At 72.1% G+C, this 20,504-nt stretch carries 22 protein-coding genes; 16 read left to right on the forward strand and 6 right to left on the reverse strand.

Annotated features, from left to right (window positions below; translation table 11 throughout):
• Nucleotides 1–17 precede the first annotated feature (17 nt).
• The 7 genes from ABGB18_RS07725 to manD all read left to right on the forward strand — a co-directional run bounded on the left by ABGB18_RS07725 (nucleotide 18) and on the right by manD (nucleotide 7,235).
• Entirely contained in the window at nucleotides 18–626 is a 609-nt protein-coding gene (locus ABGB18_RS07725; RefSeq protein WP_347694671.1) for a TetR/AcrR family transcriptional regulator, read from the forward strand.
• A gap of 103 nt (nucleotides 627–729) precedes the next feature.
• Nucleotides 730–1,962, forward strand: a complete 1,233-nt coding sequence (gene fdhA / locus ABGB18_RS07730; RefSeq protein WP_347694672.1) for a formaldehyde dehydrogenase, glutathione-independent — start codon at nucleotides 730–732, stop codon at nucleotides 1,960–1,962.
• A 39-nt stretch (nucleotides 1,963–2,001) separates the two neighbouring features.
• Nucleotides 2,002–2,769: an FCD domain-containing protein gene (locus ABGB18_RS07735; protein WP_347694673.1), complete on the forward strand. Its 768-nt coding sequence runs from the start codon at nucleotides 2,002–2,004 to the stop codon at nucleotides 2,767–2,769.
• A gap of 122 nt (nucleotides 2,770–2,891) precedes the next feature.
• Nucleotides 2,892–4,205: a sugar ABC transporter substrate-binding protein gene (locus ABGB18_RS07740; RefSeq protein WP_347694674.1), complete on the forward strand. Its 1,314-nt coding sequence runs from the start codon at nucleotides 2,892–2,894 to the stop codon at nucleotides 4,203–4,205.
• 73 nt (nucleotides 4,206–4,278) lie between these two features.
• Nucleotides 4,279–5,217, forward strand: coding sequence for a sugar ABC transporter permease (locus ABGB18_RS07745; protein ID WP_347694675.1), 939 nt, complete (start codon nucleotides 4,279–4,281; stop codon nucleotides 5,215–5,217).
• The gene (locus ABGB18_RS07750; protein WP_347694676.1) at nucleotides 5,214–6,011 is read left to right on the forward strand and encodes a carbohydrate ABC transporter permease; all 798 of its coding nucleotides are present in this window, start codon (nucleotides 5,214–5,216) and stop codon (nucleotides 6,009–6,011) included. Before ABGB18_RS07745 ends, ABGB18_RS07750 begins: the two co-directional genes overlap by 4 nt.
• A gap of 24 nt (nucleotides 6,012–6,035) precedes the next feature.
• The gene (gene manD / locus ABGB18_RS07755) at nucleotides 6,036–7,235 is read left to right on the forward strand and encodes a D-mannonate dehydratase ManD (RefSeq protein WP_347694677.1); all 1,200 of its coding nucleotides are present in this window, start codon (nucleotides 6,036–6,038) and stop codon (nucleotides 7,233–7,235) included.
• A gap of 7 nt (nucleotides 7,236–7,242) precedes the next feature.
• Here manD and ABGB18_RS07760 read toward each other — a convergent pair whose 3' ends face one another.
• Nucleotides 7,243–8,193 (reverse strand): SDR family NAD(P)-dependent oxidoreductase, encoded by a 951-nt coding sequence (locus tag ABGB18_RS07760; protein ID WP_347694678.1) that lies wholly within the window; start codon nucleotides 8,191–8,193, stop codon nucleotides 7,243–7,245.
• Between the two features lie 133 nt (nucleotides 8,194–8,326).
• Here ABGB18_RS07760 and ABGB18_RS07765 point away from each other — a divergent pair, with 133 nt between their 5' ends.
• Nucleotides 8,327–9,169, forward strand: coding sequence for a helix-turn-helix transcriptional regulator (locus tag ABGB18_RS07765; protein WP_347694679.1), 843 nt, complete (start codon nucleotides 8,327–8,329; stop codon nucleotides 9,167–9,169).
• A gap of 2 nt (nucleotides 9,170–9,171) precedes the next feature.
• Here the strand turns inward: ABGB18_RS07765 and ABGB18_RS07770 are convergent, their stop codons facing one another.
• From ABGB18_RS07770 to ABGB18_RS07785, 4 genes are all read right to left on the reverse strand, one after another.
• Nucleotides 9,172–10,323, reverse strand: coding sequence for a methyltransferase domain-containing protein (locus ABGB18_RS07770; RefSeq protein WP_347694680.1), 1,152 nt, complete (start codon nucleotides 10,321–10,323; stop codon nucleotides 9,172–9,174).
• Nucleotides 10,324–10,328: 5 nt separating this feature from the next.
• Entirely contained in the window at nucleotides 10,329–10,472 is a 144-nt protein-coding gene (locus ABGB18_RS07775) for a hypothetical protein (RefSeq protein ID WP_347694681.1), read from the reverse strand.
• Nucleotides 10,473–11,009: 537 nt separating this feature from the next.
• Nucleotides 11,010–11,777, reverse strand: coding sequence for a MauE/DoxX family redox-associated membrane protein (locus tag ABGB18_RS07780; RefSeq protein ID WP_347694682.1), 768 nt, complete (start codon nucleotides 11,775–11,777; stop codon nucleotides 11,010–11,012).
• 10 nt (nucleotides 11,778–11,787) lie between these two features.
• On the reverse strand, nucleotides 11,788–12,384 hold the full coding sequence (locus ABGB18_RS07785; RefSeq protein WP_347694683.1) for a cell wall protein: 597 nt from the start codon (nucleotides 12,382–12,384) through the stop codon (nucleotides 11,788–11,790).
• Between the two features lie 80 nt (nucleotides 12,385–12,464).
• Here ABGB18_RS07785 and ABGB18_RS07790 point away from each other — a divergent pair, with 80 nt between their 5' ends.
• From ABGB18_RS07790 to ABGB18_RS07800, 3 genes are all read left to right on the forward strand, one after another.
• Nucleotides 12,465–12,632 (forward strand): hypothetical protein, encoded by a 168-nt coding sequence (locus ABGB18_RS07790; protein ID WP_347694684.1) that lies wholly within the window; start codon nucleotides 12,465–12,467, stop codon nucleotides 12,630–12,632.
• Between the two features lie 611 nt (nucleotides 12,633–13,243).
• The gene (locus ABGB18_RS07795) at nucleotides 13,244–13,870 is read left to right on the forward strand and encodes a sigma-70 family RNA polymerase sigma factor (protein ID WP_347694685.1); all 627 of its coding nucleotides are present in this window, start codon (nucleotides 13,244–13,246) and stop codon (nucleotides 13,868–13,870) included.
• A 66-nt stretch (nucleotides 13,871–13,936) separates the two neighbouring features.
• Nucleotides 13,937–14,194: a zf-HC2 domain-containing protein gene (locus tag ABGB18_RS07800; protein WP_347694686.1), complete on the forward strand. Its 258-nt coding sequence runs from the start codon at nucleotides 13,937–13,939 to the stop codon at nucleotides 14,192–14,194.
• 63 nt (nucleotides 14,195–14,257) lie between these two features.
• On the opposite strand, the gene ABGB18_RS07805 is transcribed toward ABGB18_RS07800, so the two are convergent.
• Entirely contained in the window at nucleotides 14,258–14,566 is a 309-nt protein-coding gene (locus ABGB18_RS07805) for a zf-HC2 domain-containing protein (RefSeq protein ID WP_347694687.1), read from the reverse strand.
• Nucleotides 14,567–14,741: 175 nt separating this feature from the next.
• Here ABGB18_RS07805 and egtA point away from each other — a divergent pair, with 175 nt between their 5' ends.
• The 5 genes from egtA to egtE all read left to right on the forward strand — a co-directional run bounded on the left by egtA (nucleotide 14,742) and on the right by egtE (nucleotide 20,418).
• Complete coding sequence (gene egtA, locus ABGB18_RS07810) at nucleotides 14,742–16,007, forward strand: ergothioneine biosynthesis glutamate--cysteine ligase EgtA (protein ID WP_347694688.1); 1,266 nt, start codon at nucleotides 14,742–14,744, stop codon at nucleotides 16,005–16,007.
• A gap of 178 nt (nucleotides 16,008–16,185) precedes the next feature.
• The gene (gene egtB / locus ABGB18_RS07815) at nucleotides 16,186–17,478 is read left to right on the forward strand and encodes an ergothioneine biosynthesis protein EgtB (RefSeq protein WP_347694689.1); all 1,293 of its coding nucleotides are present in this window, start codon (nucleotides 16,186–16,188) and stop codon (nucleotides 17,476–17,478) included.
• Nucleotides 17,478–18,197 carry an ergothioneine biosynthesis protein EgtC gene (gene egtC / locus ABGB18_RS07820; protein ID WP_347694690.1) on the forward strand — a complete coding sequence of 240 codons (720 nt, stop codon included), beginning with the start codon at nucleotides 17,478–17,480 and terminating at the stop codon, nucleotides 18,195–18,197. Before egtB ends, egtC begins: the two co-directional genes overlap by 1 nt.
• 41 nt (nucleotides 18,198–18,238) lie before the next feature.
• Nucleotides 18,239–19,198 carry an L-histidine N(alpha)-methyltransferase gene (gene egtD, locus ABGB18_RS07825; protein WP_347694888.1) on the forward strand — a complete coding sequence of 320 codons (960 nt, stop codon included), beginning with the start codon at nucleotides 18,239–18,241 and terminating at the stop codon, nucleotides 19,196–19,198.
• Between the two features lie 5 nt (nucleotides 19,199–19,203).
• Complete coding sequence (egtE, locus tag ABGB18_RS07830) at nucleotides 19,204–20,418, forward strand: ergothioneine biosynthesis PLP-dependent enzyme EgtE (protein WP_347694691.1); 1,215 nt, start codon at nucleotides 19,204–19,206, stop codon at nucleotides 20,416–20,418.
• Nucleotides 20,419–20,504 lie beyond the last annotated feature (86 nt).

Raw genomic sequence — 20,504 nt, forward strand, 5'->3', positions numbered from 1 at the left:
CTGCTAGCGTTCGGGCTGTGCACGAGCAGGGACGGCGAGCGGACGCGCAGCGTAACTCGGACAAGATCGTCCGGGCGGCCATCGCCCTGCTGCGCGAGAGCGGTCCCGCGCTGTCCCTGGACGAGGTCGCCCGGCGGGCCGGGATCGGGATCGCCACGGTCTACCGGCGCTTCGGCGACCGCGACGGCGTGATCAGGGCGGCCTTCCAGGCGTATTTCGCCGAGGAGATCGAGCCCCTCGTGCTGGACGCCCGCGACGCCGGCGACCCAGGGCGCGCGCTGACCAGGGCGCTGGGCGCCACCGTGGAGACCCTGGCCACCCACCACGGGCTGCTGACGGCCGCCAAGGAGTCCGGCGCGTTCACCGTGGACATCGCGGAGCGGTTCATGGGGCCGCTGCACATCGTGCTGACCAGGGCCCAGCGCCAGGGTGAGGTGCGCGCCGACGTGATCGTCCGCGATCTGGCGGCCATCGTGGTGATGGCGCTGGCCACCCTGCGCCCGGGCGACCGCGCGCACGCCGACCCCTGCCGCTATCTGGCCCTGCTGCTGTCCGGCCTGCGGCCCTCGGCCGAGAAGTTGCCCGCTCCGGCCGCCTCGAAGTCTCACGGTAGAGTAGGAGATTAGGGATAAATCAGGCATTTTACCCGTAACACCATCGCTCTCGCGACGGGAGGTGATGCGCACCCAGTGCGACAACCGTCATTTCGCGTACGAGGGAAGGAACGTCATGCCTGGCAACGGCAACAGAGGCGTTGTGTACGAAGCCCCGGGCAAAGTGGAAGTGCACGATATCGGCTACCCCGAGTTCGAGCTCAAGGACGGCCCCGGGGTCCATCCGGCGAACGTGGGCCGCAAGCTCCCGCACGCCGCGATCCTCAAGGTCGTGGCGACCAACATCTGCGGCAGCGACCAGCACATGGTCCGCGGCCGGACCACGGCCCCGCCGGGCCTCGTCCTGGGCCACGAGATCACCGGAGAGGTCGTCGAGACCGGTCCCGGAGTGGAGTTCGTCAAGACCGGCGACCTGGTCTCCGTCCCGTTCAACATCTCCTGCGGGCGCTGCCGCAACTGCAAGGAGCGCAAGACCGGCATCTGCGAGAACGTCAATCCCGACCGCCCCGGCTCGGCCTACGGCTACGTCGACATGGGCGGGTGGGTCGGCGGGCAGGCCGAGTACGCGCTGGTGCCGTACGCGGACTGGAACCTGCTCAAGTTCCCCGACAAGGACCAGGCGATGGAGAAGATCCTCGACCTGGCCATGCTCGCGGACATCTTCCCGACCGGCTTCCACGGATGCGTGACGGCGGGCGTGGGCCCGGGATCGGCCGTCTACGTCGCCGGCGCGGGCCCGGTGGGGCTGGCGGCGGCCGCCTCCGCGATCCTGCTCGGCGCCGCCGTCGTGATCGTCGGCGACCTCAACAAGGAGCGGCTGGACCAGGCCCACAGCTTCGGCTGCGAGACGATCAACGTGGCGCTGGGCGAGCCGCGGGACCAGATCGAGCAGATCCTGGGCGTACCGGAGGTGGACTGCGCCGTCGACGCCGTCGGCTTCGAGGCGCGCGGCCACGGGCGGGACTCGGCGGAGGAGCACCCGGCGACGGTGCTCAACACGCTCATGGACATCACCAGGGCGGGCGGCGCGCTCGGCATCCCCGGCCTGTACGTGACCGGCGACCCGGGCGCGCGTGAGGAGGCCGCCCGGCAGGGCTCGCTGTCGATCAGGATCGGCCTCGGCTGGGCCAAGTCGCACAGCTTCTTCACCGGCCAGTGCCCGGTCATGATGTACAACCGCCAGTTGATGGCGGCGATACTGCAGGACCGGGTGCGGATCGCCGAGGCGGTCAACGCCACGCCGATCCCGCTCGACCTGGCACCGCAGGGCTACCACGAGTTCGACGAGGGGGCCGCGCGCAAGTACGTGCTCGACCCGCACGGCATCCTCGCCGCCAGGGCCTCCTGACCCGGTGTCCACGGCGGAGGGCTGCTGTATTCTCCAGGCATGCCCTCCGCCCCGCCGTCACCGTCGGGACGCGGCACGCAGCCTTGGCAGCGCGGCCTGCTCACCGAGCGCATCGCCCGCCAGTTGGAGCACGACATCCGCTCCGGAGCCATCGAGCCCGGGGTCAAGCTGCCCTCGGAGCGCGAGCTGGCCAGCCAGTTCGGCGCGAGCCGGGGTGTGGTGCGCGAGGTGCTGCGGCGGCTGGAGGCCCAGCACCTGATCCACGTCGCGCCCGGCAGGGGCTCGTTCGTGAGTGAGCAGTCCTTCGTGCAGGCGCGCGGCTATGACGCGCTCTATCGGGCCGGGCGGCCCACCGTGCGGCAGCTCATCGAGGCGCGCATCCCGCTTGAGGTGGAGATCGTCGGGCTGGCGGCGGGGCGGGCCGGGGCGGCCGAGCTCGCCGCGATCAGGGCGGCCGACGACGCGATGGCCCGGGCCACCGACGTCGTCGGCAAGGCGCGGGCCGATCTCGACTTCCACGACGCCATCGCCGCCGCGAGCGGCAATCCGGTGCTGCGGATCATGCTGTCGTCGATCAGCGGGATGATGTTCGAGATGATGCTGCGCTCGCACTCCGACCCCTCGATCGCCGAGCCGGGCGTGCCACACCACCCGGAGATCCTGCGCGCCCTGGAGGCCCGCGACGCCGTCCTGGCACGCCGGTGCATGTCCGAGCACCTCACGCTCGGGCTGCGTACCTACGGCGCCGACCTCGACCTCAGCGTGGACGTGATGGCACGCCAGCATATCGAGACGCTGCTCAAGTAGACCTATGCCTGATTTCCGCCCTTACTGACAAGTCTGGTCAAATTCGGTCATCCGCTGTTACCGTACGACCGGTATAACTGGTTAGACCAGTTGGACCAGTACGTCGAGCAGAAAGTCGACGGATGCCCGCTGACTCCCATCCAGGCCCCCCGCCCCTCACCCGCCGCTCCTTCGGCAGGCTCGCCGCCGGCGTCCTGGGCGGCGCCTCCCTCGCCGCCTGCGCCCCCGGCCGCGACGCCCCCTCCCGGGACACGCCGCTGCGCGTCATGGCCTGCAACCACGTCTGGTCCCAGGCGATCTCCAAGTACGTCCCCGAGTTCGAGGAGCGGATCGGGCGCCGCGTCTCGATGTCGATGCTCACCGCGGACCAGCTCTCCAACAGCTACAACGTCAAGCTCAACGCCTCCGGCACCGACATCGACGTCATGATGATGCGGGCTTTGCAGGAGCAGTTGCTGTTCGCGCACAACGGCTGGCTGGCCGACCTGACCGGCCGGGTGACCGGCGACGCGGCCTTCCGCTGGACCGACTTCCTGCAGGCGGCGCGCGACCGCTCGACGACGGCGGGCAAGGTGCTGAGCGTCCCGATCGTGACCGAGCGCGCGGCGCTCTACTACCGCAAGGATCTGGTGGACAGCCCGCCCGCCACGCTCGACGAGCTCATGGAGACCTCGCTGCGGCTCACCGACCGGGGCGGCAACGTCTTCGGCTTCGTGGGGCGGGGCCAGCGCAACGGCTCGGTGAGTCAGTGGTCGAGCTTCCTCTACTCCTTCGGCGGCGACTTCACCATCGACGGCAGGTCCGGCATCGGCCGGCCGGAGGCGGTCACCGCCTACGAGTTCTACGGGCGGTTGCTGCGCGAGGCCGGGCCGCCGGGTGCCACGAACATGACCCTGGAACAGGCCATGCCGATCTTCGCCCAGGGCAAGGCGGCCTTCTACGTCGACGCCGACTCGATCTACACCAACTTCCTGGACCCGAAGGTCTCGACCGTCCAGGACACCGTCGCCTTCGCGCCGGTCCCGGCCGGGCCGAAGGGGGCGCGGCCGTACAACATCCCGTCGTGGAGCCTGGCCGTCAGCCGGTTCTCGCTGCTGCAGGACGAGGCCTGGGAGTTCCTGCGCTGGGCCGCCGGCCCCGAGATGGTGGCGCGGATCCAGGCGGACGGGATACCCGGCGCCCGCACGTCGGCGTGGTCGTCGCCGGCCACGCTCGCCTCGTTCCCGCCCCAGCTCGCGGCGGCGATGAGCAAGAGCTCCGAGATCGGCGTGGGACACGACCGGCCGGAGGTGCTGCAGGTGGGCCGGGCCCGCGACATCGTCGGCCGCCCGCTCGTGGCCGGGATCCTCGGCGGGTCCGTGCCCACGGTGGTCCGCGACGCCGACGCCGAGTTCGCCGAGTTCCTCGTCCGCGACAACCGCTACCGGGAGGCCTGATGACGTTCGACGCGCGGGCCTGCTTCTGGGACCTGATGACATTCACCGTACAGGCCGGCTTCTGGGAGGCCTCATGACGTCCACCGCGGAAGTCGTGCGGGCGGCTCGTCCGGCGGTCGGCGGCGAGCGCACGATCGCGCGGGACAACCGGCGGCTGAAGTGGCTGATGCTGGCGCCCGCGCTCGCGTTCGTCGGGCTGATGATCGTCTTCCCCCTGTTCTACACGCTCAACCTGGCCTTCACCGACGCCTTCGGCGCCGTCAACGCCGCCCACTCCTACGTCGGCCCCCGGAACTTCCTGGACGCGCTCGGCGACACCCGCCGCTTCTGGCCGGCGACGGGGCGCACGGCCCTGTTCACGGCGGGCGCGGTGCTGCTGGAGACCGTGTTCGGCCTGGCCCTGGCCATGCTCATGCGCAAGGCCTTCCGCGGGCTGCGGCTGCTGCGCACGCTGCTGATCATCCCGCTGCTGACCACGCCGCTGGCGATCGGCATCCTGTGGCTGCTCATCCTCGATCCCACCAACGGCATCGCCAACCACCTGCTCGCCTCCGTGGGGCTGCCCAGGCAGGAGTTCCTCGGCTCGGTGAGCCAGTCGCTGCCCACCCTCATGCTCATCGACGTGTGGCAGTGGACGCCCATGCTGACCCTGCTGCTGCTCGCCGGCCTGTCCACGCTGCCCGACGAGCCCGAGGAGGCCGCCCGCGTGGACGGCGCCGGCACCTGGCAGCGCTTCCGGTACGTCGTCCTGCCGATGCTCGGCCCCACCCTCGGCATCGCCGTGGTGCTGCGCTCCGTGGACGCGCTCAAGACCTTCGACCTCCTGTACGCCACCAAGGGCCCGGGCGGCGGCTCCGACTTCGAGGTCGAGACCCTCAACATCTACGCCTACGGGCTCACCTTCGACTACCAGGAGTACGGGCTGGCCTCGGCCGTGCTCGTGCTGTTCACCGTGGCCATCATCTGCGTCGTCATCCTGCTGCGGCGCCGTCCCGGAGGGAGGTCCGGGTGAAGCTGTTGCGCACCGTCGTGATCGTGGTCGTGGCCCTGGTCTTCGCGCTGCCCATCGTCTGGATGTTCGCCGCGGCCTTCAAGACCAACGTGCAGGTCACCGACCCCACCGTCGGCCTGCTGTTCACGCCCACGCTGGACAACTTCGGCAACGTCCTGGCCGACGGCGAGATCCTCACCGGGCTGCGCAACTCGCTGCTGGTCGGCGTCGTGTCCACGGTGCTGTCGGCGGTCATCGCGGTGCCCGCCGCCTGGGCCGTGGGCCGCTTCGGGATGCACCGCACCGGGTCGCTCGTGCTCGTCGCGCGCATCGTCCCGGCGGTCTCCCTGCTGGTGCCCTGGTACTACCTGTTCGCCCAGGCCGGCCTGGTGGGCAGCTACGTCGTACTGATCCTCAGCCACATGTTCGTCTCGGTCCCGCTGATCCTGTGGATCATGATCGGTTTCTTCGAGGGCCTGCCGGTGGAGCTGGAGGAGGCCGCCCGCACGGACGGGCTGACCGCGTTCGGCGCGTTCCGGCGGATCGCGCTGCCGCTGGCCACGCCCGGGACCGCGACGGCGTCGGTGCTGGCGTTCGTGGCGAGCTGGAACAACTTCATGTTCGCGCTGATCTTCTCCAATGAGGAGACCCAGACGGCGCCGGTGACCCTGTTCAACTTCATCTCCTACGCGAGCACCGACTGGGGCGGCCTGATGGCCGCGGCCAGCCTCATGACCGTGCCGGTGGTCATCGCCGCGATCTTCGGGCAGAAGTATCTCGTCGCCGGGCTGACCGCCGGTGCCACCAAGGGCTGAGCCCCGTTCCGAGAAAGGCCGTACATGCAGATCGTCGACGCCCGCGTGGTCGTGACCAGCCCGGGACGCAACTTCGTCACCCTGCGGATCGAGACCGACGAGGGCGTCACGGGTCTCGGCGACGCGACGCTGAACGGGCGCGAGCTCGCCGTGGCCGCCTACCTGCGCGACCACGTGGCGCCGCTGCTGGTGGGCACGGACCCGCACCGCATCGAGGACACCTGGCAGTTCCTCTACCGGGGCGCGTACTGGCGGCGCGGGCCGGTGACGATGGCCGCCATCGCGGCCGTGGACGTCGCGCTGTGGGACATCAAGGCGAAGGTCGCCGGGCTGCCGCTCTACCAGTTGCTCGGCGGCGCGAGCCGCGAACGGGTCCGGACGTACGGCCACGCCAGCGGGCGCGACCTGCCCGAGCTGTTCGACTCCATCCGTGCCCGGCTGGCCGAGGGCTACCCCGCCGTCCGGGTCCAGACCGGCGTCCCCGGCCTCAAGCTCGTGTACGGCGTGCGCACCGGCGACCCCGCCCCCCGCCCCGCCGGCCCCGCCGTCGAGGACTGGGACACCGCCGCCTACCTGCGCCATCTGCCCGCGGTCTTCGAGGCCGTACGCGGCGAGTTCGGCCCCGACCTGCCCCTGCTGCACGACGCCCACCACCGCCTCACCCCGAGCCAGGCGGCCCGCCTGGGCAAGGACCTGGAGCCGTACGACCTGTTCTGGCTGGAGGACTGCACCCCGGCCGAGAACCAGGAGGGGCTGCGCCTGGTCCGCCGGCACACCACCACGCCGCTGGCCATCGGCGAGGTGTTCAACACCGTGTTCGACTTCCAGACGCTGGTGAGCGAGCAGCTCATCGACTACGTGCGCGCCGCGGTGACCCACTTCGGCGGCGTGTCCCCGCTGCGCAAGCTCTTCGACTTCGCCGCGCTGCACCAGATCAAGAGCGCCATCCACGGGCCTGAGGACATCTCCCCCGTGGGCATGGCCGCCGCGATCCACCTGGATCTCGCCGTCCACAACTTCGGCATCCAGGAGTACGCGGGGCACACCGAGGCGACCCGTGAGGTCTTCCCGCATGCCTACACCTTCACCGACGGGTACCTGCACCCGGGGGAGAGGCCGGGCCTCGGGGTCGAGCTGGACGAGCGGGCCGCCGTGGCGCACCCGTACGAGCCGGCCTACCTGCCGGTCAACCGCCTCCAGGACGGCACCGTGCACGACTGGTGAGACGTGGTCAGCGGCCGGTCAACGTCGTCGAGACGTCCCAGAGCCGGGCCGCGGCCTCGGGGTCGAGCGCGTGCGCCGCGACCCCGGCGGGCTCGGGCGCGTCGCCCGTGATCTGATCGCTGGGCAGCGCCTCGGCGCAGTCCTCGAAGTACCGCCCGCCGACCCCCTCCAGCAGGGGAGAGGCGGCCAGCAGCACCGAGGTGGCCGCGCCCTGCTCGGGGGTTCGCCACGGGTAGGAGTCGAAGATCGCCTGCGTCTCAGCGGTGACCGCCGATCCCACCTGGTGGCGCTGCAGGTTGGTACGGATGCCGCCCGGGTGCAGCGCGTTGGCCGTGACGCCGTCGGCCGCCCACCGCCTGGCCGCCTCGACGGCGAACAGCACGTTGGCCGTCTTCGACTGCCCGTAGGCCGACCAGGCCTCGTACGGCCGGCGCTCGAAGTGCGGGTCGTCGAACACCACCGGCGAGCGGAGGTGCCCGCTGGAGCTGACGGCCACGATCCGGGCGCCCCCGGCGGCGGCCAGCGCGCGGTGCAGCCCGAGCGCCAGCGCGAAATGCCCGAGATGGTTGGTGGCGAACTGCAGCTCCCACCCCCGCGCCGTCCGCCGCAGGTCCGGCACGGCCATCACGCCGGCATTGTTCACCAGCATGTGCAGCGGCCCCTGCCAGGCCGCCGTGAACGCCGCGACGGAGGAGGGGTCGGTCAGGTCGAGCACGGCGGCGGTGACATCGGAGTTCCCGGTGCGCGCGGCGATCTCGGCCGCCGCCCGCGCCCCGGCCGCGGCGTCCCGCGCGGCGATGGTCACGCCGGCGCCCGCGGCGGCCAGCGCGCGGGCCGTCTCAGCGCCGAGGCCGGAGGCGCCGCCGGTGACGACGGCCCGCCTGCCGTGCAGATCGACGTCCTTGAGCACCTCGTCCGCGGTGGTCTCCCTGCTGTATGGGGTGATGACGCGAGTCATTTCGATCCTTCTGTCCACTGGTGCGGTTACCCGGCCCACGCTCCGGCAGTGCGCCCGCGGTAGCCAGGGTCCCCGTTACAGGGGTAGCGGCAGGACCAGGATGAACCCCGCCCACCGCGCATAACGTGGTCGTATGAGCAAGACCAACGAACTGGGCGCGTTCCTGCAGGCCCGCCGCGACCTCGTCCGCCCGGAGGAGGCCGGCCTCCCGGCCGGCACCCGCCGCCGCGTCCCCGGGCTGCGCAGGGAGGAGGTGGCGCAACTGGCCGGCATCTCCTCCGAGTACTACCTGCGCCTCGAACAGGGCCGCGACCAGCATCCGTCACCGCAGGTGCTGGACGCCCTGGCCCGGGCGCTGGGCCTGGCCGACGAGGCCGCCGACTACCTGCACGGGCTGGCCCGCCCGATCCACAAGCGCCCGGCGCGGCGCCGGCAGGAACGGGTGCCCGACGGCATCCGCCAGTTCGTCATGTCCCGCACCGACCTCCCGGCGATGGTCCTGGGCCGCTACCAGGACGTGCTGGTGTCCAACCCGCTCGCCCGCGCCCTGTCACCCGCCAACGTCCCCGGCGTGAACGTGCTGCGCGCCGCCTTCCTGGACCCCGAGGTCAAGGCCCTGTACGAGAACGACTGGGAGCACATCGTGGGCGGCGCGGTCGCGGCGCTGCGCGCGCTGGCCGGCCCGGAGACCCGCGACCCGCACCTGGCGGAGCTGGTGGGCGACCTGTCCGTCCGCAGCCAGGAGTTCCGCCGCCTGTGGGCCCGCCACGATGTGCGGCCCCGCACCAGCGGCACCGCCCTCGTCAAGCATCCCCAGCTCGGCCCCATCCGGCTGAACTACGAGAAGCTCACCGTCACCGGCTCCGACGGCCTGCTCCTGGTCCTGTGGCACGCGCCGCCCGGCACCCCGGCCGCCGAATCGCTGTCCCTGCTCGCCCACCTGGCCACCGAGCCGAGGTCCGCCGCTGACGCGTAGCTCTACGCCCCCTGGTTGGACAGGACGTTATCCGGCCGGTTCAACCAGACCTGTTGCCCCTCGGGCGTGACGGTGACGCCGAAATCCCGCCAGCTCGGCTCGCCCCAGGACACCCATCGGGCGTACGCCAGCAGCACCTCGTCCCACAACGGCCGGTCGCCCACCTGCTGAACGGCGATCATTGAGCCCGGCCTGCACGTGACCGCGGCCCACGAGCGCGGCACGTCAGGGTCCGACAGCCACATGCGCCACCATTCGCCGTCCTCGTCGGCGCCGCTGTTGGTGGTCGTGACGATCCCGGTCAAAGCCGACACGGTCAGGTCTACACCCGCGTTGATCTGGTCGAACGCCCGCGGGTCGAGCGCCGTCCAGTACTGCCGCCGCTCACCGGGTGGCGTCTCGTCCGATGCCGGCCTCTGTTCCCGCATCCACATGTACTCCGCGAAATCGACGACACGGCCTTGCGCGGTGCCGTCCGTGCCGACCTCCAAGCGCAGGCAATGGCCGACGCCGAAGCCGGGACGCCACGGCAGCACGATCACGCCGCCCGGTCGGCACTGCTCGACCCACGCGTACGGGATCGCGCGAATCCCGCAGGTGACGTGCACCCGGTCGTAGGGCTCGCCGTCCGCGCAGCCGAGCGCGCCATCGCCGACGACCAGCCGCGGGTGGAACCCGGCGTCGCTCAGGTTCTTGGCCGCCTGTTCGGCAACCGCCGCGTCCACCTCGATAGAGGTCACCTCCCCCTGATTCCCGACAAGGTGCGACAAGAGTGCCGCTGTCCACCCGGTTCCGGTGCCCACCTCCAGAACCCGCATGCCGGGCTCGGCCTGGAGGTGGTGCAGCAGGTCGGCGACGGTGCCCGGCTGGGACGCCGACGACGTGTAGTCGCCCTTCAGCGCCGTCAAGGGCGTCCTGCCGTCGTCGAGCTGGGTGACGATGGCGTGGCGGGAGTACACCGCCTCGTACCAGGCGTCGGGGTCGGCTTCGCGGTCGATCAGACACTGCTCGCCGTCGTCGTCCCGGACCAGGCCCACGTCCGGGATGAACTGGTGACGGGGTACGGCGCGGACGGCGTCCTTGACGGACTCGCTGATGTCGCCTCGCCCTGCGGGGTCGAGCGCGGAGACCAGCCGGTCCATGTGGGCGGTCAAGTCCACTACTTGCCGCCGCCCTTGCCGTTGCCGCCGCCGTGGCTGCCGCCCTTGCTCTTCCCCTGCTCGTCGTCGGTGCTGCCGCTTCCCTTGTCCTTACCTTCGTCGAAAGGCCGGTCGGTCGGCTTGTCGCCGTGCTTTCCGCCCATGCTTGGCTCCTTCATCTCGACGTTGCTTACCGTGACATTATGGCTACGGATCGGGGGTGGGTAAGGGGTCATACCCCGGCCGGGGGGTGATGTCGGGGAGCCATCAGTGCCCTTGCAGTCTCCTGCCGGGGAGCTTTGGGTGTCCCGGGCGGGACGGTTGGGGGACCGCCCTCGGAGGGGGTCCCGCTGCACCTCGCACGGTCAGCCGTTCCTCCAGCACGCCAGGGCCGGCGGTGAGCAGCACCGCGATGTCGGGATGGCGGGACGGCCTGTGCGACGCCCGCGGGTAGTCCAGCGGCACCCCGTCGCGGTGTTGCAGCACGCAGGAGGCGGGCACGTAGATCTCGCCGCGTGCCGGCGCAGGCTTGACCTGCGGCTTAGCGGCCGCCGTGTGGCAATGGTGGCGGCGCCGTCGCGCCGCTCCGGGCGAGGATGACGTCGACACACTGAGGTCCTGGCTGCAGGGACGCACACAGCGGCCGGCGATCGACTGGGCGGCGTCGTGCCCTGAGGAAGCGCTGCTGATGGGCAGGCGCTCTAAGCCAGGGCTCCCTCGCCGACGAGGGCCACCCGGACGGCTGCGGGGTCGTCGCTGGAGAGGGGGACGGCGAAGACCGCCGCGCCCTCCTGGGCCCCGTACACCACGAACCGCACGTCGTCCTCGTCCCACGTGTCCTGGACGTCCGAGGTGAGCCGCGCGGCCGCCGAGCAGTACGCGGGGCTGCGGCGGAGCAGGTGCAGCGAGGTCTCCAGGGGTACCTCGCGGGGTGGCGGGACGGCGAGGGGGTGGCGCAGCCGTACCAGGAGGCGGCGGGCCGGAGTGAGCCAGTGGCGGTCCAACTCCGCCGAGAGGGCCAGCAGGGCCACGGCCTCCAGCAGGACGAGGCCGGGCAGCGGCGGGTGCGGCCCCGCCCCGATCGCGAGCAGGGCGGCGGCCAGCAGCAGGCCCGCGCGGGCGAAGGCGCGCCGGTCCGCCGGGCGGGAGTGCGCCGACAGGCAACCGCACGACGCGGTGGGCGCGGCAACGCGGGCATAGCCGAGATAGGCGAGGAAACCGGCCGCCAGCAGGGCGGCGGCCACGCCGTCGAGGGGGTGCGCCGGCGGCAGCAGCAGGGCGGCGGCCACCGCGAGCTCGATCAGGCCGACCAGCCGCAGTGCCGGGACCGCGCGCGCCGGACCGGTGAGCCGGGCCAGGGCGCTCTGCCCGGCCTGTGCCCGCATCCGGCGGCTGAGCAGCTTCGCCAGGCCCGCCCAGAAAAGGAAGAGGGCGATCACGTACGGCTGTGACGCGGCGATCCCGGGCATCGGCTGCCTCCTAGTGCGGGGAGAAGACGGTGGCGATGTCGACCTCGTTCGTGTCCGGCCGCCAGGCGCCCAGAATCTGTACGTGCTGACTCACTTTCAGCATCGACAGGTCCGCGGTCGGCGGGGACTCCGAGTGCACGGCGACCGACTTGCCGGGCACCACGTGGCACAGCACCTCGTGCCCGTTGTGGTCGAGGTGGAGCGTCTGGCCGGTGATGTTCTTGATGTGGCCCTTGATGTTGACGATGTTCAGCCACACCGACTCGGCGGCGAGCATCCCGTCCGGCATGCGCACGCCCCTGGCGTACAGGCCGTCGCCCGGTTTGGCCTGGTCGAACCCGACCGGTCCGAGCTTCCACAGGCTGGTGCCGTCCACGACCCTGATGGTGTGGAACACCATGTTCGAGCCGAGGACGAGCAGGGTGTTCTCCTTGATCGAGCGGATCCGGCCTTCGGCGAAGTCCGGGTCCGGGGCACCGGGCTCGAGGTCGGGCGCCGCGGTGGCGAAGGCCGCCTCGGGGCCGAGCGAGCCGAGCGCGGTTGCGGCAACGACGCCCGCGCCGCCGCCGAGCACGGCGGACCTGAGCAGATCCCGTCTACTGCGCATCGCCGGCCCCCTACCCCGTCGCGATCTCGACCGGCCGCAGGCCGCTGGATAGGCTGGCGATCCGGCTGTAGGCGGCCGGGGTGAGGTCGATCAGCCGGTTGTTGGCGCAGGTCGCGCCGCAGCAACTGCGCTCCCCGCAGAACAGGTCGGTCTGCGGGCCGCAGTCGGCGATCGTGGTGACGACGCTGGCGCCGCCGCACAGCTCCGTCGTGCGGTGGCGGAAGCCGCACGTCCGGCGGTCAGGCTGACTCCGCAGCTGTCGGGGCGGGTGATGGCCCAGCAGGCGTCGGAGGCGTTGGGCCAGGCATGTTGCAGGTTGCCCGAGTTGCAGGTGCCGCAGGCTCCCTTGCCCACGGTGCTGCAGGGTCCCCAGGCGGTGCCGCAGCAGAACCAGGAGACTTCTCCCTGGACGGGGCCGAGTAAGTCGGCGGGCGGGTCGGTGGACTTGCTACGCGCCATGCGCGTCCTCCTTGGGTGAGCTCTGGACGATCTCAGAGGTTTGAAGCTTTCCGACTCGATCTATGAGTACCATGTAAGGATTTTTCGTCAATGCCGGAAAAGGATGATTTTGGCGGGACTTTCGCGACCGGCTCAGGACCTGGGGCTTCCGTGCAGGCCGTGGCCGGAGGCCACCGGCGGGGGTCGCCGCTCTGGACCCGGTCCTGTTCCCGGCACTGGCCGCCGGGGCTGGTTCGGGGGCATGGGGCGGTCCCGATGGGAGGGGGGCTCTCCCTCGGGCAGTGTCTTGTCAGTGGCAGAGATTAGCCTGGCATTGTCGTCCCGCCCGTGGGCCGACGCCGGGCCTCGGCTCGGCCCGATGTCATGGACGTCCCAGCGCTCGACCGGAGGGGAAACGATCGTGGGGTCTTTCGCAGGCGGAGGGCTGCCCCCGGATGACCTCGTCGTCACGGCCCTGCGCGCCGGCGACGAGGCGATGTTCGAGGCTCTGCTCGACACCTGGTCCGGAGGCATGTTGCGGGTGGCGAGATCCTACGTGTCCACCGACCACTCCGCGGAGGAGGTCGTCCAGGACACGTGGCTGGCGGTCATCGGCGGAATCGAGGGTTTCGAGGGCCGTTCCTCGGTAAAGACCTGGGTTTACCGGATCCTGGTCAACACGGCGAAGAAACGCGGGGTGCGCGAGAGCCGCACACTGCCGTGGAGCACGTTCGAGCAGGACGGCGTCCCGCTCCCGGAGTTCGACGGGCGGGACGTGTGGAAGGAGACCACCGCGGCGTGGCCCTCGCCCGAGGGTGAGGCGCTGGCCTCGGAGGTGCGTGGGCTGATCGGGGAGGCTCTGGCCCGGTTGCCGCCCCGGCAGCGCATTGTGATCACCCTGCGTGACGTGGAAGGGTGCACCTCCGAGGAGGTGTGCGAGATCCTGGAGATCTCGGCGGCCAACCAGCGGGTCCTCCTGCACCGCGCCCGCACGGCGGTGCGCGGCTGGCTGGCCGACTACTTCGAGTCCGTGAAACAACCGGAATAGCCCACGGGCACGTCCGGCCCTCGCGGGGGCCACAATAAGTGATGTGAAGCGGTTCATTCCCCCGAGATGAAGGCGGTCAACGTCGTGAAGCGGTTCACCTGCGACGAACTGGTGGAACTCATCACCGCCTACCTTGATGGCGCCCTCGACCAGCCCGAGCGCGAAGGCGTGCGGGTTCACCTGGCGATCTGCGCCTGCTGTGAGCGCTATTTCGAGCAGTTCCGCGCCACCATCGGCGCCCTCGGCGACCCGCGGCCGGAGAAACTGCCGACCGGCGTGCACGACCGGCTCATGTCCGCGTTCCGCGAACGCCACCGGCCGTGACACCCTCCGGAGGGTGAGCGCTCAGGAGCGTGACGCCTGACGCCCGCGAGCCGGAGGGTCTGGTCAGGAGGTCCCGCCCGCGGGCCGGAGGGCCTGGTCGGGAGGTCCCGTGGGGGCCGGAGTCAGGAAGCTGTCCCGCAGTGCGGCCAGCGCCGACGCGGGGACGGCGCCGTCGCGCAGATGGCCGAGCACCACGATCGTGGCGCGTAGCTGCAGCAGCCGTCCGGAGCAGACCGGGCAGCCGACGAGATGCGCCGTGACGCGCTGGTGCCGCCCGGCGGGCAGCGCCTCCTCCAGCAGGTCGGTCAGCAGTTCGAGCACGTCATCGCACCCGAGCTGACCACTCGCCCGCGCTTCCCGTGCCCGTTCCATGTGGACTAGTGCCGGTCGCGCGCCATTCGTTACACCGCGTCCGCGGGTCGTGCTCCAGCGGTTCCGCCCCCTTTCGTCACAACATTCGGTAATTGCCCCGGTTGCCCCACTTTCGTCTGTAACGCTCGCGCGGCTCGCGGATCTGTAGACCCATACGCCACGCGAAGGGGAGACGATGATCGGTTTGACGGCCGAGGGCACGCCGCTTCGGGACGCTTCCGAGGTGGCGGACTTCGCCCGCCGCTGCTTCCGTCCCGCCGCCGGGGACCGGGTGGGCGTCGAGCTGGAGTTCCTGGTTTTCGACAATGCGATTTACCACAGCGCGGCGGAGGCCCGTCACGTCCCGCTCGCCCGGGTCGAACGAGCCATGCCCGCGGTGCTGCCCGGTGGCAGCCGGGTGACGTTCGAGCCGGGCGGCCAGCTCGAACTGTCCGGACCGGCGGCTCCGCTGCAGGACTCGCTGAACCGCCTGGCCGGCGACGTCGCCGCCGTGCGGGCGGCCCTGGGGGAGGCCGGGCTGACCCTGGCCGGGATCGGCCTCGACCCGGTACGCCCCGCCCGCCGCCAACTCCACCTGCCCCGCTACGAGGCGATGGCCGAGTTCCTCGGGGTGCCGTACGGGCCGCTGATGATGTGCTCGACCGCGTCCGTCCAGGTCAACCTGGACCTGGGCGAGCGGCCGGGGGAACGCTGGGAGCGGGCGCACGCGCTCGGCCCGGTGCTGCTGGCGGCCTTCGCCAACTCGCCGCTCAGCGGCGGCCGGCCGTGCGGCTGGATGTCGGGCCGCCAGGCCGTCTGGGACCGGCTCGACCGCACCCGGACGGCCCCCGTGCCCGCCTCCGGCGATCCCGCCGCGGACTGGGCCGAATACCTGCTGGACGCCCGGCTCATGCTGGTACGCGAGGACGAGGAGCGCTACCGCCCGGTCCGGGACGGCTCGACGTTCGGCGACTGGCTGGCGGGCGGCGGCGACCGCCGGCCCACGGCCGAGGACCTGGCCTACCACGCCTCCACGGTCTTCCCCCCGGTACGGCCCCGGGGCTGGCTGGAAATCCGCTACCTCGACGCCCAGCACCCGGAGCTCTGGCCGGTGTGCGCGGCCGTCACCCACGCCCTCGTCTCCGACGACCGGGCCGCCGACGCCGCGCTCGCGGCCGTGGACCGGCACCTGCCGTTCCGGGGGCCGTACCGGGAGCCGTGGGAGGCGGCGGCGCGGTGCGGGCTGTCCGAGCCGCGCCTGGCCAGGGCCGCCGAGGCGTGCTTCCGGGCCGCGCTGGAGGCGCTGCCGCGCCTCGGTGCGAACCCCGGCCTGGTGGGCATGGTCGCGGCGTTCGCCGACAGGTACGTGACCCCCGGCCGCTCGCCGGCGGCCGACCTGATGGAGAACCCGACGCCGGGACGGGGCGTTCCGGCCTGGCTGAACGACGAAGGACCGCATTGACCTCCTTCCCACGGCTGTCGCCGGGAGACGGTCTTGCCCAGCCATATCCCACCAGCCCGGTGGCAGGCCCGGCGGCGAGAACCGAGCCGCAGGGCGACCGTGACGACAGCGCGGAGCCACCGGGCGTATACCGCGTTTCCGCCCCGAAACCTGGGGTCCCCATGTTCAAGGAGGTTCGATGAACGACTTCAAGGAACGCATAGCGGCCGAGCTCATCGCCGTGCGCGACCGGTCACACGCCTACACGGCGGCCGAGGACGACACGCTCATGCGCCAGCACTCCCCGCTGATGTCGCCGCTGGTGTGGGACCTCGCCCACGTCGGGAACTACGAGGAGTTGTGGGTGCTGCGCGCCGCCGCGGGCATCGAACCGCTGCGCCCCGAGATCGACGACATCTACGACGCGTTCAAGACCCCGCGCAAGGACCGCCCCACCCTGCCCTTCCTGGGCCCGGACGAGGCCCGCCGCTACATCGACGGCGTACGCGGGCGGGTGCTCGACGTCCTCGACGAGGTCGACCTGGACGGCCCCTCCCCGCTGCACCGCGACGGCTTCGTGTTCGGCCTGGTGATCCAGCACGAGCACCAGCACGACGAGACCATGCTCGCCACGCTGCAGCTCTCCGGGCAGCCCGGCCTGGTACGCGAGGGCGCTCTGCCCCCCGGCCGGGACGCGGGTCCCGAGGAGGTGTACGTGCCCGCGGGTTCCTTCCTCATGGGCACCGGCACGCTGCCCTGGGCCTACGACAACGAGCGTCCCGCGCACCGGGTGGACCTGCCCGGCTACTGGATCGACCGGCTGCCCGTCGGCAACCGCGACTACGCGGCGTTCATCGAGGCCGGCGGCTACGACGACCCGCGCTGGTGGAGCACGGAGGGCTGGGCGTGGCGGCAGCGCGAGGGTGCCACCGCCCCCCTGTTCTGGGCCAGGGACGGTGACACCTGGTGGCGCGCCCGGTTCGGCCGTACCGAGCCCGTCCCGATGGACGAGCCGGTCCAGCACGTGAGCTGGTACGAGGCCGACGCCTACGCCCGCTGGGCGGGCAAGCGGCTGCCCACCGAGGCCGAGTGGGAGAAGGCCTGCGGCTGGGACCCGGCGGCTGATCGGGCGCGCCGCTACCCGTGGGGCGAGCAGGACCCCGGCCCCGACCGGGCGAACCTCGGCCACCGGGCCGCCCACCCCGCTCCGCTGGGCGCCTACCCGGCCGGGGCCAGCGCGTACGGGGTCGAGCAGATGGTGGGGGACGTGTGGGAGTGGACCTCCTCCTGGTTCCAGCCCTACCCGGGCTTCCGCGTCTTCCCCTACCCGGAGTACAGCGAGGTCTTCTTCGGCCAGGAGTACCGCGTGCTGCGCGGCGGCTCGTGGGCGGCCGACCCGGCGGCGGTGCGGACCACGTTCCGGAACTGGGACTATCCGATCCGGCGGCAGATCTTCACCGGCTTCCGCTGCGCGCGTTCGGAGCCGGTCTGATGTGCCGGCACGCCGCCTGGCTGGGCGCCGCCCGCCCGCTCACCTGGCTCATCCACGAGCCCGAGTACGGCCTGCTCAGGCAGTCGTACGAGCCGCGCCGCCAGCGGTCCGGCCTGGTCAACGCCGACGGCTACGGCATGGGCTGGTACGACCCCGCCCGCCCCGAGCCGGTGCGCTACCGCCGTACCGTGCCCATCTGGGCCGACGCCAACCTGCCCGCGCTCGCCGAGGTCGCCCGGTCCACCTGCCTGCTGGCGGCCGTGCGGTCGGCCACCGTGGGCATGCCCATCGAAGAGAGCGCCACGGCGCCGTTCGCCGACGGCGGGTGGCTGCTCAGCCACAACGGGCGCGTCGCCAGGGACGCGCTGCGCGATCTGTCCGACGACCTGGCCGACCGGGTGGAGAGCGCGTGCGACGCGGCCTGGGTGGCCGCCGCCGTGTTCCTGCGCGGGCACGCCGGGGCCGGCCTTGAAGAGGCGCTGGCCGAGGTCGTCGTACGCGCCGGGGCGAAGGACCCCGGTGCCCGGCTCAACCTGCTCGCCTGCGACGGCGCGTCACTCGCCGCGACCGTCTGGGGCGACACCCTCTTCACCCGCCGACTACCCGACGGCGTGCTGGTGGCCAGTGAGCCGCTCGACGACCTGCCGGGCTGGGAGGCCGTACCCGAGCGGACCCTGCTGACCGTCACCCGTGACGACGTACGCGTCCAGCCGCTGTGATCAATACCTTTGGAGGCCCCGTGCCTGTCAGCCAGTCGACCATGCACGTGATCAACCATCTCGACCGTGACTACCTGCGCCAGGCGCTCGAACACGATGTCAGGGCCGGCTTGACGGCCATGCCCAAGTGGCTGCCGCCCAAGTGGTTCTACGACGCCACGGGGAGCGAGCTGTTCTCCCGCATCACCCGGTTGCCCGAGTACTACCCGACCCGGCGCGAGCTGGCCATCCTGCGGACGCGCTCCGCGGACCTGGCGGCCGCCTCCGGCGCGGACACGCTGGTCGAGCTGGGCTCGGGCACCAGCGAGAAGACCGTGCTGCTGCTGGACGCGCTCGCCGCGGCGGGCACGTTGCGCACCTACACGCCGGTGGACGTGGACGCGGTCACCCTCTCGGCGGCGGCGCGGCGGCTGGCCGACCGTATCCCGGGGCTGGCCGTGCGGGCCGTGTGCGCCGACTTCGAGCGGCATCTGGCGTTGCTGCCGCGCACCGGGCGGCGCATGGTGGCCTTCCTCGGCGGCACGATCGGGAACCTGGAACCGGCCGCCCGCCAGGTGTTCCTCAAGGAGCTGCGGGCCACGCTCCGGCCCGGGGACACGTTCCTGCTGGGGGCCGACCTGGTGAAGGACACCGGGCGGCTGGTGGCGGCCTACGACGACGCGGCCGGGGTGACGGCGGCCTTCAACCGGAACGTGTTGCGGGTGGTCAACAGGGAGCTGGACGCGGACTTCGTCCCGGAGGAGTTCGAGCACGTGGCGCTCTACGACGAGCGGCACGACTGGATCGAGATGCGGCTGCGGGCCGGCCGGGACATGCGGGTCCGGATCGGCGGGCTCGGGCTGGAGGTGGAGTTCGCCGAGGGGGAGGAGATGCGTACCGAGATCAGCGCCAAGTTCCGGCCGGAGGGGTTGCAGGCGGAGCTCGTGGCGGCCGGGTTCGGCATCCGCCGCCGTTACACGGACCCCTCGGGCGACTTCACCCTGGTCCTGGCCGGGGTGTGAACCCGGTGAGAGACCTGGCCCCGGACCCGCGCCTGAACTCGGACCTGGGGCTGGGTGCCGGACAAGTGGGTGTCGGTGAGGTGTGGCGGGCGGCGCGGAGTGTGGTGCCGCCCGGGCATCTCGACGCGGCCGGGTGCAACGTGTCCAGCGACCGGGTGCTCGACGCCGTCATGGCGCACCTGCGGCTGGAACGCGAGCGCGGCGGCTACGCGGCCGTCCCCGACCTCACCGCGTCGAGGTCGGCCCTGGCCGCGCTGGTCGGCGCCGGCCCGGCGGACGTGGCGTTTCTGGAGAGCGGTACGGCGGCGATGGCCGCGCTGCTGGGCGGCTGGCAACTGCCGCCGGGCAGCCGGATCGGCCACGCCCGTACCGAGTACGGCGGCACGCTGATGCTGTTGCGCCGCCTGGCGGCCCGGCGGGGCTGGCGGCTGGTCGAGCTGCCGGTGGACGGCGCGGCCCGCCTCGACCCGGAGGGCGTGCGAACCCGGCTGGCGGCGGGGCTGGACCTGGTGGTCGTCTCCCACATCGGCTCCCACCACGGAGTGGTGCAACCGGTGGCGGAGATCGGGGCGCTGTGCCGTGCGGCCGGGGTCCCGCTGGTGCTGGACGTCTGCCAGTCCCTGGGGCACGTGGAGGTGCGCGGGACGGGCGCGAGCGCGTACGTGGGGACCTCGCGCAAGTGGCTGGCCGGGCCGCGCGGCGTCGGCTTCCTGATCGTGCCCGGCCTGACACCCGCCATGGACGCCCCCGCCCCCACCCTCAGCGGCCACCTCTGGGAGGAGGAACCCGGGAGCGGAGGCGCACCACCCCCGCCCGTGCCGGTGCCGGGGGCGGCGCGGTACGAGACCTCCGAGGGCGTGATCGCGGCCCGGATCGGGCTGGGCGCGGCCGCGCTCGAACACCGCGAGCTCGGCCCGGCCGCGCTCCACGCCCACCTGGCCGACCTCGGCCGTACGGCGCGTGGCCTGCTCGACGGCGCCGGGGGCTGGCGCGTGGCCGAGCCGCTGGACGAGCCGTCCGCCCTGGTCACGCTCCGCCCCCCGGCGGGCGACACGGCCGAGCGTGCCGTCGCCCGCGCGGCCGCCGCGTCCCTGATCGTCAGCGTCGCGCCGGCCGCCAGGGCGCCGCTGCACCTGCGCGAGCCCGTGCTACGCGTCTCCCCGCCCCCGGGCACGTCCTTGGAGACGCTGCACGCCCTGGCCCGCGTCCTGGCCCGTTGAATGATCGGCTCTTGCTCGATGGCTCTTGCCGGATCCGGGAGAAGCCATGTCCAAGTCCGGAGCGGGCTTGGGCGTCTGTTGGTGGT

This window comes from Nonomuraea sp. B12E4 (assembly GCF_039871825.1).
Taxonomy (GTDB): domain Bacteria; phylum Actinomycetota; class Actinomycetes; order Streptosporangiales; family Streptosporangiaceae; genus Nonomuraea.

Excerpts from the sequence above, each read along its gene's own strand:
- ABGB18_RS07785 (WP_347694683.1), bottom strand. The coding sequence starts at position 12,384 with ATGCGCAGTAGACGGGATCTGCTCAGGTCCGCCGTGCTCGGCGGCGGC.
- egtC (WP_347694690.1), top strand. The coding sequence starts at position 17,478 with ATGTGCCGGCACGCCGCCTGGCTGGGCGCCGCCCGCCCGCTCACCTGG.
- manD (WP_347694677.1), top strand. The coding sequence starts at position 6,036 with ATGCAGATCGTCGACGCCCGCGTGGTCGTGACCAGCCCGGGACGCAAC.
- egtD (WP_347694888.1), top strand. The coding sequence starts at position 18,239 with ATGCACGTGATCAACCATCTCGACCGTGACTACCTGCGCCAGGCGCTC.
- ABGB18_RS07765 (WP_347694679.1), top strand. The coding sequence starts at position 8,327 with ATGAGCAAGACCAACGAACTGGGCGCGTTCCTGCAGGCCCGCCGCGAC.
- ABGB18_RS07760 (WP_347694678.1), bottom strand. The coding sequence starts at position 8,193 with ATGACTCGCGTCATCACCCCATACAGCAGGGAGACCACCGCGGACGAG.
- ABGB18_RS07780 (WP_347694682.1), bottom strand. The coding sequence starts at position 11,777 with ATGCCCGGGATCGCCGCGTCACAGCCGTACGTGATCGCCCTCTTCCTT.
- ABGB18_RS07740 (WP_347694674.1), top strand. The coding sequence starts at position 2,892 with ATGCCCGCTGACTCCCATCCAGGCCCCCCGCCCCTCACCCGCCGCTCC.
- egtA (WP_347694688.1), top strand. The coding sequence starts at position 14,742 with ATGATCGGTTTGACGGCCGAGGGCACGCCGCTTCGGGACGCTTCCGAG.
- egtB (WP_347694689.1), top strand. The coding sequence starts at position 16,186 with ATGAACGACTTCAAGGAACGCATAGCGGCCGAGCTCATCGCCGTGCGC.
- ABGB18_RS07805 (WP_347694687.1), bottom strand. The coding sequence starts at position 14,566 with ATGGAACGGGCACGGGAAGCGCGGGCGAGTGGTCAGCTCGGGTGCGAT.
- ABGB18_RS07800 (WP_347694686.1), top strand. The coding sequence starts at position 13,937 with ATGAAGGCGGTCAACGTCGTGAAGCGGTTCACCTGCGACGAACTGGTG.
- ABGB18_RS07735 (WP_347694673.1), top strand. The coding sequence starts at position 2,002 with ATGCCCTCCGCCCCGCCGTCACCGTCGGGACGCGGCACGCAGCCTTGG.
- ABGB18_RS07745 (WP_347694675.1), top strand. The coding sequence starts at position 4,279 with ATGACGTCCACCGCGGAAGTCGTGCGGGCGGCTCGTCCGGCGGTCGGC.
- fdhA (WP_347694672.1), top strand. The coding sequence starts at position 730 with ATGCCTGGCAACGGCAACAGAGGCGTTGTGTACGAAGCCCCGGGCAAA.
- ABGB18_RS07775 (WP_347694681.1), bottom strand. The coding sequence starts at position 10,472 with ATGGGCGGAAAGCACGGCGACAAGCCGACCGACCGGCCTTTCGACGAA.